Source organism: Paraburkholderia megapolitana, from assembly GCF_007556815.1.
In the GTDB taxonomy this organism is placed as follows: Bacteria; Pseudomonadota; Gammaproteobacteria; order Burkholderiales; family Burkholderiaceae; genus Paraburkholderia; species Paraburkholderia megapolitana.
In genome coordinates this window covers 254,444-266,353 of record NZ_CP041745.1, presented here as the reverse complement: position 1 = coordinate 266,353, position 11,910 = coordinate 254,444, and the positions used below count along the sequence as shown (strand labels likewise).

At 61.3% G+C, this 11,910-nt stretch carries 14 protein-coding genes; 2 read left to right on the top strand and 12 right to left on the bottom strand.

What is annotated here, in order from left to right:
- Positions 1-4: 4 nt before the first annotated feature.
- From mauD to FNZ07_RS14520, 5 genes are all read right to left on the bottom strand, one after another.
- A complete protein-coding gene (gene mauD, locus FNZ07_RS14535; protein ID WP_091009111.1) occupies positions 5-634 on the bottom strand; it encodes a methylamine dehydrogenase accessory protein MauD in 630 nt (209 codons plus the stop codon).
- A gap of 2 nt (positions 635-636) precedes the next feature.
- The gene (locus FNZ07_RS33650) at positions 637-807 is read right to left on the bottom strand and encodes a hypothetical protein (protein ID WP_170275773.1); all 171 of its coding nucleotides are present in this window, start codon (positions 805-807) and stop codon (positions 637-639) included.
- Between the two features lie 2 nt (positions 808-809).
- Positions 810-1,367 (bottom strand): MauE/DoxX family redox-associated membrane protein, encoded by a 558-nt coding sequence (locus tag FNZ07_RS14530; RefSeq protein ID WP_091009108.1) that lies wholly within the window; start codon positions 1,365-1,367, stop codon positions 810-812.
- Positions 1,368-1,429: 62 nt separating this feature from the next.
- Positions 1,430-2,584: an amine dehydrogenase large subunit gene (locus FNZ07_RS14525; protein ID WP_177228259.1), complete on the bottom strand. Its 1,155-nt coding sequence runs from the start codon at positions 2,582-2,584 to the stop codon at positions 1,430-1,432.
- A gap of 145 nt (positions 2,585-2,729) precedes the next feature.
- The gene (locus FNZ07_RS14520; RefSeq protein ID WP_091009102.1) at positions 2,730-3,188 is read right to left on the bottom strand and encodes a tautomerase family protein; all 459 of its coding nucleotides are present in this window, start codon (positions 3,186-3,188) and stop codon (positions 2,730-2,732) included.
- Positions 3,189-3,281: 93 nt separating this feature from the next.
- Between FNZ07_RS14520 and FNZ07_RS14515 the strand changes: the two genes are divergently transcribed.
- Positions 3,282-4,262, top strand: coding sequence for a GlxA family transcriptional regulator (locus tag FNZ07_RS14515; protein ID WP_091009100.1), 981 nt, complete (start codon positions 3,282-3,284; stop codon positions 4,260-4,262).
- Between the two features lie 37 nt (positions 4,263-4,299).
- On the opposite strand, the gene FNZ07_RS14510 is transcribed toward FNZ07_RS14515, so the two are convergent.
- Positions 4,300-5,217, bottom strand: coding sequence for a LysR substrate-binding domain-containing protein (locus tag FNZ07_RS14510; protein WP_091009098.1), 918 nt, complete (start codon positions 5,215-5,217; stop codon positions 4,300-4,302).
- A gap of 122 nt (positions 5,218-5,339) precedes the next feature.
- Here FNZ07_RS14510 and FNZ07_RS14505 point away from each other — a divergent pair, with 122 nt between their 5' ends.
- Positions 5,340-6,422 (top strand): tartrate dehydrogenase, encoded by a 1,083-nt coding sequence (locus FNZ07_RS14505; RefSeq protein WP_091009096.1) that lies wholly within the window; start codon positions 5,340-5,342, stop codon positions 6,420-6,422.
- A 32-nt stretch (positions 6,423-6,454) separates the two neighbouring features.
- Here the strand turns inward: FNZ07_RS14505 and FNZ07_RS14500 are convergent, their stop codons facing one another.
- The 6 genes from FNZ07_RS14500 to FNZ07_RS14475 form a co-directional block, all read right to left on the bottom strand.
- Positions 6,455-6,805, bottom strand: coding sequence for a cupredoxin domain-containing protein (locus FNZ07_RS14500; protein ID WP_091009093.1), 351 nt, complete (start codon positions 6,803-6,805; stop codon positions 6,455-6,457).
- Positions 6,806-6,841: 36 nt separating this feature from the next.
- The gene (locus FNZ07_RS14495) at positions 6,842-7,786 is read right to left on the bottom strand and encodes a metallophosphoesterase family protein (RefSeq protein WP_091009090.1); all 945 of its coding nucleotides are present in this window, start codon (positions 7,784-7,786) and stop codon (positions 6,842-6,844) included.
- Positions 7,787-7,892: 106 nt separating this feature from the next.
- Positions 7,893-8,693 carry an anti-sigma factor family protein gene (locus FNZ07_RS14490; protein ID WP_245811396.1) on the bottom strand — a complete coding sequence of 267 codons (801 nt, stop codon included), beginning with the start codon at positions 8,691-8,693 and terminating at the stop codon, positions 7,893-7,895.
- Positions 8,690-9,229, bottom strand: coding sequence for a sigma-70 family RNA polymerase sigma factor (locus tag FNZ07_RS14485; protein WP_091009083.1), 540 nt, complete (start codon positions 9,227-9,229; stop codon positions 8,690-8,692). The genes FNZ07_RS14490 and FNZ07_RS14485 overlap by 4 nt, the downstream gene beginning before the upstream one ends.
- A gap of 115 nt (positions 9,230-9,344) precedes the next feature.
- Positions 9,345-10,823 (bottom strand): aspartate ammonia-lyase, encoded by a 1,479-nt coding sequence (gene aspA / locus FNZ07_RS14480; RefSeq protein WP_091009080.1) that lies wholly within the window; start codon positions 10,821-10,823, stop codon positions 9,345-9,347.
- A 200-nt stretch (positions 10,824-11,023) separates the two neighbouring features.
- Positions 11,024-11,536: a DinB family protein gene (locus FNZ07_RS14475; RefSeq protein WP_091009077.1), complete on the bottom strand. Its 513-nt coding sequence runs from the start codon at positions 11,534-11,536 to the stop codon at positions 11,024-11,026.
- Positions 11,537-11,910 lie beyond the last annotated feature (374 nt).

Sequence of the window (11,910 nt, the reverse complement as noted above, 5' to 3'; positions counted from 1 at the left end):
GTGATCAAAAGGCTTGCGCGGCGGATTGCCGCTGCTTGCCGGAATATTCCTGAATCGATGCGACACCTTGCTCCCTTGCTTCGAACAGGCTTTCGAGGTGTTCGCGCGTATTGACCAGCCCCTTCGCCCGCACCGTGCCGAATTCATCGAGCAGCACCGCGTACGGCAGCTTGCCGATCTGATACGTCTGCCCGAGTTCCTGGGACAGCACGTAGGGCACCGCATTCACCGGCGCTTCAAGGCCGGCACGTCGATAGAAGGCACTGTGTTCGTTGCGCTCGCCGTCGCTCGCGAGCACGATGCGGTACGGCTGGCGCTCATTCGCGATGATCGACGGCAAGAGCGGCAGCAGCTTCTTGCAGATCGGGCAAGTAGGCGACAGGAAGAACAGCAGCGTGCCGCGCCCCGCTTCGTCAAGACCGCCGATCTTCACCGGACGCTCGAGCAGATCGAACAGCTCGAACATCGGCGCGAGACTGCCGACCGCCGGCCCCTTGTCGATCACGAGCGCGCCGACCGGCATCAGACGTTCGTACAGCACGCCGATTTGCCGGGCCAGCGCGAGGCACAGCGCAACGAGAGCCGCAGTCGCGACCCACAACACCAGATTCGAAATCAGCAATGCATTCAACATGGTCATGCCTCAGGTTTTTTGGGTTTCGATGCGTTCGATAGCCACAGATCGACGACAAAGCAGACGCCCATAACAAGCAGAACGGAAAAGAACACGATGAGGTGATTCACAAGGAGCAGTGCCGCGATTGCCATCCACAACACAAGGCTAAAAACCAGTACGACGCTCAGCATGGTCACGTCCCGAGATTCTTGAGCTTCGGCGCATTTGCGAGCAGCAGATCGACAACGTAGTACGTGCCGACGATGAACAGCACAGCGAAGAACACCGTCGCGTAATCGAGCAGAAATACCTGGCGCTCCGTTGCCGGCTGCAGCGCGGGCCACAGCAACACAACCAGCGCGGCAACACGGCCGACGTGCCAGTAACCGATACCGCTCGACGCCGCAGCGGATTGCGCTTCGACGAAACCACCGCAGCCGCAGTCGATTGCATAGTTGCCGCGCAGCAGATTGATCAGCAACGCGACCGCGAAAACGCCAAGCAGACATTGCAGGCCGAGTGCCGCAAACGGACGGATCGGCGCGTACAGCAGCCCCACTGCAAACCCGGCTTCCAGAACCGGAATGAGCGGTGCCGCATAAGGCGTCAAGCGCGCAGGCACGAGCCGGTAAGCGCCGAACGCTGCAGTGAACACCGCGAGGCTACGAAACTTCGTCAATGCCGACAGAAAGAAAACGATCGCGCCAGCCGCCACGCTGATGTGGCGCAACACAGGATCGAGAGCGAACATGGATTCTCCGGTGACAGACTCGCGTGCCGTTCGGGTTCGAACGACGCGATGGTGTGCAGCTGCTAGAAAGCGGCCATCACGTCGAAGCTTTCGCCGAGCTGCTTTTCGTTTTGCAAAAGCTTGCCGCTCGCCGCATCGAGCACGATCAGATCGGCTCCGCCGGTGCCGTACACCACGGGCTTGTCGTCCTGCGATACCTGGATCGATGTGATCGGTTCGACTTTCAGCGCGGCGAGGTTCCAGCGCGCGATGCGTGTCCGCCGTGCGAGGTCGTAGACCCAGATCTCCGTGCCCGGGTCCTTATGCGAACCGTCGACACCCTGGTGCATCGCGACGTAAATCCGCCCAGTTTTCTCTTGCAGCGCGAACGGTTGATTACCACCGGGGCGCCAGCCCGCGGCGCGCTCCGGTTCGCTCAACAAGCTCCACGGCGGCCCGAACTGCCCGGCGCCCTTCGAGAAATCTGCGGTGCGGATCATCCCGTGATGCGACAGGAACACGTACTTGTCGCCGAGGTGCTGCGCATTGACGTACAGCGGGTCCCTGTCGACATCGATGAATGCGTCGCTTTGCTGGCGCGAGACTTCCTTGCCGGCGTCGTTAAGCGTGAAGGTCAGCGCGCGACCGCTCTCGCAGAGCGCCGTGACGCGGCGATTACCCGACGGATAGGACAGCACGCAGCCGGCCGTATCGATCTCGCCGGTGACTTTTCGATGCTGTATATCCACCACCGTAATCGACGTCGCCGGTGTGATGTTGGACACGTAGGCGAACTTGCCGTCGCGACTCAGCGACGTATCGAAGCTCGCGGTGACGACCTGAACGTGCTTCGGCGGAAGCACGACTTCGGCGATCTTTTCGAAGCTGCTGTTGTCGGTGATCTCGAGCACATCGGTGCGATCGCCGCGTGTGCCGCGCGACAGGTAGCTCGTCGCGACATAGCTGTAGCGACGATCGGGCGATGCAGCGAGCCCGGGCCAGGAGCCCGCGCCGACCTGCGCGACGATCTTCTTGTGATCGGCGTCGTAGATCACGAGACGTGCATCGATCATGTGGCTGTTGGCCGCATCGACCAGATAGAGCCAATGCGGCCCAGGCTTCGGAACCGGCTCGATGCTGAGCGTTTCGGTCTTCAGGGGCGGCGCGGCAACGCTTGCCGCAGACACTCCCAACGCGACCAGAGTCGCCGCCATTCGCCAGACGCCACCTTGACTCATCACCACTCCCATGCGTGGAAATCGTGCGAATCGCCTGAATGCAGCGATCTCGCACAACCTTCGTTTCGATAGAGGAAATCTCGCAGGAAGCTTAGGTGGGTGGCCTGTCTCGGCACTATCCGATTTCGACCGGAATGTGTAACAGCTACGCGTTGGGCATCACGTTCTGCAAATGCGCGTAACCAGCGGCACGCGCGAAATCGGCAAGCGTCCACGCCACACCGCTTACACCCCACGCACCGTCGGCCACGTCGTGCAGTACGACCGAGGTTTCAAGACGGCGCGTCTCGCCCGCCGGAAGCGACTGCCTGAACGCGGCGTGCACAAGCTCGACATAGCGGCTACGCGCGGCGCCATCGAGCACACCCGCAGGCACGTACACCAGCGCGACGCACGGAAGAAATCGCGCTGTCATATCGATTCCTCCGCAAGTCCAGTTGCCGGTTTCAACTTCTTCGATCAACACCCAGCACAGAAACCGCTTTGCCGGATCGGCAGGAATCTGTTCCACCGCTGCCGCTGCGTCGCTGATTCCCGCAGAAAGTGCCACGCGACTCGCACCAGCGAACGAACCCTTCGGAATCTTCACAAAAATGTTTGGCATATCGATACGCAAGTGAACAGAAAGCTTGTATTGAAGTGTTTTTCGCGTCAAAATCACAGTGTCCGATTCGACTTTTTTAGGGCTTAATCCGACATGTTCGATTTCACGGTTCTCGTCCTGGAAGATGCCTATCCCAGCAGCGTCACCATCACGCTCGACGTTCTCAGCGCGGCCACGGCGCTGGCGGCGCAAGCAGGCGTAGTAGCACCGCGATGGCGGTTGTGTTCGGTGGATGGCGGGTCGGTTCAGCTGCAAACCGGCTTGACGGTGCAGACATCCCGATTGCCGGTGCGGCCAAGAGAAGACCGCTCGATATGGGTCGTGCCGGGTCTGGGCGTCAGCCCAGCGGCGTCGCTTACGCAGCGGCTCGAATACGACGATGCGGTGCGGGCGATCAAGGCGCTCGCGCGACACGCGAAGGCCGGCGGACATGTCGCGGCTTCGTGCTCGGCGGTGTTTCTGCTGAACGCGGCAGGGCTGCTGCAGGGTCGGCGCGCGACCACGTCGTGGTGGCTCGCGCCGTTGCTGAAAAGAATGGGACCGGACAGTACGGTCGACGCCGACCGGATGGTGTGCGCAGACGGTCCCGTCGTTACGGCCGGCGCCGCGTTTGCGCAAACGGATCTGATGCTGCATCTGATCCGCGAGCGCTGCGGCAATGCGCTCGCGGATATCGTGTCGCGCATGTTGCTAATCGATGGGCGCCAGGCTCAGGCGCCGTTCATCGTGCCGGAAGTCATGGCTAACGGAAACGATCTGGTGGCACGGCTGGCGGCGCGCGTCGAATGTGCGCTACCGCATCCAACCGCCGTGACGGCGCTCGCACAGGAATTCTGCATGTCGGAGCGCACGCTGTCGCGGCACGTGCGCCGGGCAACCGGAAAGAGCACGCTCGCGCTGGTGCAAAGCGTGCGTATGCGTCGGGCGCGGGTTCTGCTCGAAACGAGTCGCATGACAGTCGAACAGGTCGCCGAAGCAGTCGGTTACCGCGACTCGACGGCGCTGCGACGTTTGATGAAGCGCGTATCGGGTGCGAATCCGGGCCGGTACCGGCCGGCGGTTGCGGCGCCGTAAATCGTGCGTGATGTGATCGAAGGATCGCAGCCGCACTTCAGTCATCTGCGGCGCGCGGCTGCGCAAACTCCTCGCTCAGAAAATCGACACACACCCGTACCTTCGCCGACTGCGCGAGCCGCGCCGGATACACGGCCCACAGGTTTGCCGGTTGCGTGACGTCGGGCAGCACCTGCTGCAACTGGCCGCTCTCGAGCAGCGGCCGCACATCCCACATCGAGCGCAGCACGATGCCACGCCCCGCCAGTGCCCATTGCACGGCCACCTCGCCGTGATTGCTCGACAGCGGCCCGGTGACCTTGACCGATGTCACGTCGCCACGCACCGTCAAACGCCAGAGACCGAACGGATGGTCACGCTCCTTGATCGCGAGGCACGCATGCGACGACAGATCGGCCAGCTGTTTCGGCGCACCGTGCTGCGCCAGATAATCGGGCGACGCGCACAATACACGGTGATTCGACGCGAGCCGCTTCGCGATCAGATGCGACGCGATGTCGTCGCCGATGCGGATATCGAGGTCGAAGCCTTCGCCGCCTACGTCAACGAGCCGGTCGAACAGATCGAGCCTCACATTGAGCTGCGGGAACTGCTCCGAGAAACGGGCCAGCGCGGGCGCGACGAACCGCCTGCCGAAGCCGAAACTGCTCGAGATGCGCAGCTTGCCGGCCGGAATGCGCCGCGTGGTGGACACGTCCTCGACGAGCTGCTCGACATCGTCGAGTATCTTTTCCGCCCATGCGTAGACGCGTTCACCGGCTTCGGTGATCGCGACGCGGCGCGTCGAGCGATGCAGCAGCCGTGTGCCGAGCGTCGCCTCGAGCACGTTGATTCGCTTGCTGACATAGGCCGCCGACACCGACAACGCCTCGGCTGCCGCGCTAAAACTCGATTTGCGCGCCACTTCGCAAAACACGCGCAAATCGCCGAGATCGGGTGACGGGACGGCATTCATGGCGGATCTCTTTGTACACGATTCGTGCACAGTGACTTAACTGAAGCCGCCATTTTAAGATCAAACAGAAGGAATAGACTAGCCACTGTCACACCATCGAAGACTCATGGAGGAGCAGGAACATGGCGAACAAGTACCAGATTGCGGTGATCCCTGGCGACGGCATCGGTGTCGAAGTGATGCCCGAAGCGCTCAGAACACTGGACGCCGTAGGCAAGCGTTTCGGCATCGACTTCGAATACCGGCACATCGAATGGGCGAGCTGCGCGTACTACGCGAAGCACGGCCAGATGATGCCGGACGACTGGAAGGCCCAGCTGCAATCCGCCGATGCAATCCTGTTCGGCGCAGTCGGCTGGCCCGACACGGTGCCGGACCACATCTCGCTGTGGGGTTCGCTGCTCAAATTCCGCCGCGAATTCGACCAGTACATCAACCTGCGGCCTGCGCGCCTTTTCGCCGGCGTTCCTTCGCCGCTCGCGGGCCGCAAGGCCGGCGACATCGACTTCTGGATCGTGCGCGAAAACACCGAAGGCGAATATTCGTCGGTGGGCGGCGTGATGTTCGAAGGCACCGAGCGCGAATTCGTGCTGCAGGAATCGGTGTTCACGCGGCACGGCAGCGAGCGCGTGCTGAAGTTCGCCTTCGATCTCGCTCAACGGCGCGAACGCAAGAAGATCACCGTTGCAACGAAGAGCAACGGCATCGCCATCAGCATGCCGTGGTGGGACAAGTGTGCGGCCGGCATCGCCGCACAGTATCCGGACGTCACGTGGGACAAGCAGCACATCGATATTCTCTGCGCGCGTTTCGTGCTGAACCCCGATCGCTTCGACGTCGTCGTGGCGACCAACCTGTTCGGCGACATCCTGTCGGATCTCGGGCCGGCCTGTACCGGCACGATCGGGCTGGCACCGTCGGCCAACATGAATCCGGACAGGAAGTTTCCTTCGCTGTTCGAGCCCGTGCATGGATCGGCGCCCGATATCGCGGGCAAGAACATCGCGAATCCGATCGCGATGATCTGGTCAGCGGCGATGATGCTCGACTTTCTCGGCAACCACACGGGCAAGGAGCGCGAGGCTCATGACGCAATTCTGGCGGCGATCGAAGCGACGTTGATTGAAGGGCCGCATACCGGCGACCTTGGAGGTAAAGCGAGTACGACGGATGTCGGTCAGGCGATCGCCGCGAAACTGGCTTAAGCGACAGGGCGGCGCATCTCACATGACACACCCTATTCCACCGTGATGGTTGCCTTCATGTTCGGATGGATGCCGCAAAATATCTTGTAAGTACCGGGCTTGTCGAACTTGAATTGATAGGTGTCGTTCTGATCGAGCGCGCTGGAACGAAACAAGCCGCTGTCGTTCACGACCGTATGCGGTTCGCCGTCGAGATTTTTCCATGTCACCGTCGAGCCCGCCTTGATGGTCAGCGACATCGGCATGAACATGAAATTCTTGATGACGACCGCGTTGGGCTCGGCGGCTTGTGCAACGGAAATGGAAGCGCCCACGGAAGCAGCGCTGAACACCACGGCGCCGAGAGCGGCAACAAACGCACGGCGAGAAATTATCGTTGGCATGATGCAAGTCCTGGCTGAATAAACGTATCGACTCGTTCAGACGAGTGTCGTATCGGTGAGCGTCGCCGCAAGCGGATGACTTGCGACACTGATGCGCGTCACACCGAGCATGTGCGGCAGGCGATCGCCCGGCACCGTCAGCGGCATCGGTCCCGGCCCTTCGCCTGCAGCCGGTTGCGGATAAGCCGTAGAACGCGCGGTATGGAAAGTGATATTGCCTTCCACTTTTGACACGATCTGGTGGATATGGCCGTTGAGAACGGTCACCGAACCGAACCGCTTCAGATAGCTCATCGCCTGGCCGGCATCGCCGGTTCCCCAACCCCACGGTTCGTAGATCGTCCACATCGGCATGTGCGCGAAGACGACGATCGGTGTGCTCGACGAGCGTCCCTTCAGATCGTTTTCCAGCCACGCGAGCTGATCGTCGCCGAGCCCGCCTAAACCGTTCGGCTTGAAGTGCATCACGTTGACGAGCGCGATGAAGTGCACGCCTTGATGATCGAAGCTGTAATAGCCCTTGTTGTCCGATGCCTGGCCGAAGCGGCTGAAGTATTCCGCGCCGGGTCCATCGGTCACGTCGTGTTCGCCCGGTACCGTGTGCAGCTCGGTGATATTCAGGCCCGACAGCAGTTGCGCAGCAAGATCGAATTCGGCGGCCTTCGACAGATGCGTGATGTCGCCGGTGTGGATCGTCAGCGCGGGTTTGACGGGCATTGCGTTGACTAGATCGATTGTCTGCTTGAGCGTGCCCGCGACGTCGGGATTGGCTTCCTTGTTAAAACCGATATGCGTGTCGCTGATCTGCAGAAACAGCGGAACGCCGGAATCGACTGATGCGCTCTTCTCGCTCGCAGCAAGCGCGAGATCGATCGGCGCAAGCACGCCGCCGGCCAGAACGAACAACGTGCCCACGCCACCGAAGGCGAGGCATTTCAATGCGCCGCGGCGCGACGGATCGACAGGAGGATGTGACGGCATAGCGACCTCACGATGACGATGCGAGCAGTGAGCCGCAGGATCATCCTGCGGGCCGCTCGATCGGGTTCGTGAAGTAGACCGGCGTGTGGTGGGTTTTATTCCGCGTTCAGGACGCAGGATGCGCAAGCAGATCCGCAACGAAGCCATTCAACTCGGCTTCACCGGCATCGGTGATCGCCCAGTAGTTCATGCCTGCGCTCGTCCAGTGCGCGAGGTGATAGCCCTGCCGTTCGACGATACGCGGCGGCGCAGTGCCCGCATCTTTACTCGGCCAGACGTAAAGATTGATCGGATGGAGTTTGTAGCGATAGACCATCACGGCAACCGATCGCCCATCGAGGTAATCGAGCCGCCCACCGATCAACGGATACCCTTGCTGCACGAGATCGACCACCGGCGGCGCATAGTCGAGCTTGCCGTCGAACCACGGCTTGACCGTGTGCTTGTCGGTTGAAATCACATCGGACAGGTGATCGAACTGCAGCGAGCGAATATGGCTATCGACGAGTTCCTGGGTCAGACGCGTCTCGCTCGACGGCACCGATAGATAGAGCCCCGCGCTCCACGTTAGCGCGACCGCGCTCAACACCATCGCACCGACCGGCGCCCAACCCGGCGAGCTACCGCCGCCGAACCATCCGCCAACCCGGTCACCCAGCTTCCGCCAGAGCGAGCGCGGCCGGGGCAACGGCAACGCAGCTTCGATACGCTTCAGCAGTTCAGCCGGCGCATCCACGCGCAAGTCCGCCTGCTTGAGCTGCGCACTCACCTGACGGTGCTGCTCATAAACGCGCTGGCATTCCTGGCAACTCGCAAGATGCCGCTCGAACGCGAGCGCCTCGGACAGGCTCAGCTCCTGATCGATATAGGCCGGCAACAATTCGAATGCGTGTTCGTGATCCATCATGCCTCCCGATCCGTCGGGGCGAGCAGCGCCGCGAGTTGCTGGCGACCGCGCCCGAGGCGAGACATCACCGTACCCATCGGAATCCCCACGATGGTCGCGATTTCCTTGTACGACAGCTCTTCCAGCTCGCGCAGCACGACCACCTCCCGGTATTCCAGCCGCAGGGCGCGCAGCGCGTAGTGCACCCGCTTCTGACTTTGACTGCGGATCAACATCGCTTCCGGACTACTGTCGGATTCGGCGGCACATGCCTCGGTGCTATGCAGGTCTTCCTCGAAACTCGACGTCTGCGACGCGTGCCCGCGGTTCTGCTGATGCCAGGTGTAGAAGGTGTTGCGCACGATGCTCAATAGCCACGCGCGCGCATCCTCGCCGCGAAACCCGTCGAAAAAACGGAACGCGCGCAGGTAGGCCTCCTGGACCACGTCCTGGGCATCCTGGTCGTTATGCGTCAGCCAACGCGCGACGTTGAAGGCCGAATTCATGTGCGGCAGGACCAGTGCCGCGAAGCGTTGCGCGATGATTGGATCGGCCATTGAAGAACCCTGCAGTAACCGTATTCCGGGACCGACAGCTATAAGACAGCCGGCGGGTCGGTTTTATTCCCGGATGGCACATTCGGTCTGACGGCGGCCCCTGCGCCGCGTACTGTCACTCAGCGGGCAGGCCCGGTGCGCCGGCCGGTTCGTCGGCGGTGCTCAGCTTCGGGACCACGGCTTTCGCGGCGTAGATGCGCGGGCGCACCAGTTCCTCGGGACGCAAGGCGTCGTCGAGTTCGCTCTCAGTCATCAGTTTTCGAGCCAGCACGACTTCCCGGACCGTAGTGCCGTTCGCGTGCGCCTCGGAGGCGACCGAGGTCGCGTTCTTGTAGCCGATGTACGGGTTGAGCGCGGTGGCGAGGGCAATCGAGCGTTCGATAGTTTCGCGCAGACGCTCGGGGTTCGCCGTGATGCCCTTCACACAGCGCTCGGCAAGCGTCGTGCAGCCATTCGTCAGATGCTTGAAACTGCGGAACAGACTCACCGCGATCATGGGTTCGAATGCGTTCAGCTGTAACTGGCCGGCCTCTGCTGCGAACGTGATCGCCACGTCGCTGCCGAAGACCTCGAAGGCAATCTGGTTGACGACTTCGGGGATGACCGGGTTCACCTTGCCGGGCATGATCGATGAGCCGGCCTGCATCGGCGGCAGGTTGATTTCGCCAAAACCCGCGCGCGGACCGCTCGATAGCAACCGAAGGTCGTTGCAGGTTTTGGAGAGCTTCACGGCGATCCGCTTCAGCACGCCGGAAATCTGCACGAACGCGCCGCAATCCTGAGTTGCCTCGATCAGGTTCGGGGCCGTGGACAGTTCTAGCCCCGTGATCCGGTTCAGCGCGATGAGCGCTTTGCCCGCGTATTCGGGGTGCGCGGTGATGCCCGTGCCGATTGCCGTGGCGCCAAGATTGATTTCGCGGATCAGCGCGGAGGTTTCCCCGAGCCGCGCCATGTCCTCTTCGAGCATCACCGTATACGTCGAGAACTCCTGACCGAGCGTCATCGGCACCGCGTCCTGCAACTGCGTGCGCCCGAGTTTGAGCAGCCCGGCAAATTCTTCGGCTTTCGCCGCGAACGCATCGCGCAATATCTTCATCGCATCGAGCAAGCGTTCGATCGCGAAGCAGGTGGCAATGCGTAGCGCGGTAGGGTAGACGTCGTTGGTGCTTTGCGCGAGATTGACGTGTTCGTTTGGGTGCAGGAACGTGTAGTCGCCGCGATGGTGGCCCAGGATTTCCAGCGCGCGGTTGCAGATCACTTCGTTCGCGTTCATGTTGGTCGACGTGCCGGCGCCACCCTGGATCATGTCGACGACAAACTGATCGTGCAGTTTGCCTTGCCGCACTTCGACGCACGCGGCAACGATGCCGTCGCGCAACGCGGGATCGAGCAGGCCGAGTTCCGCGTTGGCTTCAGCGGCCGCCTGCTTGACCGAGGCAAGCGCATTCACCAGTTCGGGGTACGCCGCGATCGTCACACCCGATATCTGAAAGTTCTCGACGGCTCGCAGCGTGTGCACGCCGTAGTAAGCCTCTTGCGGTATCTGCCGCTCGCCCAGCAGATCATATTCGACACGAAAATTCGGGGTATTCATGGCGCGATTTCCTTGAGTGGCTGGAGCGGCAAGGGGCAATATGCGCGACGACTGGCCCGCCTGCCATCCTTTCGAATTGCATGCAGTGATGTCTGCATGCATCGGCATTCCGCATGCAGACCCTGGCGGTCATCATAGCCGGAGCCGACGCGAACGGGCGATTGAAATCGAAACCGGCGACCCAGCCAGGGCGCCCCTGCTTACGCCGGGATTTGTGGAACGTCGCGCAGGAACACGGGAAGATCGTTAGACGCCAGCGAAACACCCGCCTCGAACATCAGCGTGCTGACAAAACCACGGTGATAGGTACCGTGATTCACGACATGCAGGATCATTTCGTTGCGTGTCATGACACCCTCGCCGCCACCGATAAAGTTGAAGTGGATCGGTCGGTCCAGATCTTCGGCCGATAGCCCGTCGGCGTAATCGATGTACCACTGGTCGAGTGTGCGGACCGCGCGCCATAGTTCGTCGAGAGGCGGGTGCTCACGCGTATTGCGAGCCGTATAACCGTGCTCGCGTCCCTGAAGGTGGGCCTGAAACACGTCGTCGATGACGTAGACGTGATTGAGCGTGTGCACGATGTTGCCGAAGCGGGTGTTTCGTTGCTTGATCGCTTCTTCGTACGGCAGTTCGCTCACTGCGGAGAAGATGAGGTCGTTGGCCCACGCCTTGTAGCGGGTCAACATGCGGATGGTTCTTGTCGTGGTCATGAGTCGCTTCCATCGCGTGATTCGGACGGTCGGGTATCGTACACAACCTTCCGGTATTGATAGGGGCACGTCGAGAAAGCCATTTTGCCCGACGTGATGGCCAGTCGACAGATACAAATGGCGCAGAAATCACCGGATCAGTGTCAGGTAATAAAAGACGCTGGCACCTCCCGAAGGGTATACAGTAGGGCAAGGCGGGTTACATATCGTGACCTCCTGCTCCGGTACCCTACATGCAATTAAAGTCAAAATCAGCCACGGCTATTGCCGGCGGCGAAAGCGCATACACGCGCGAACGCAAAACCCACGCCCTTGTCCTCGAAACCGCAGATGCTTTGCGCGAGGAACAGAGACGCACCAATTTTGCTTCGATC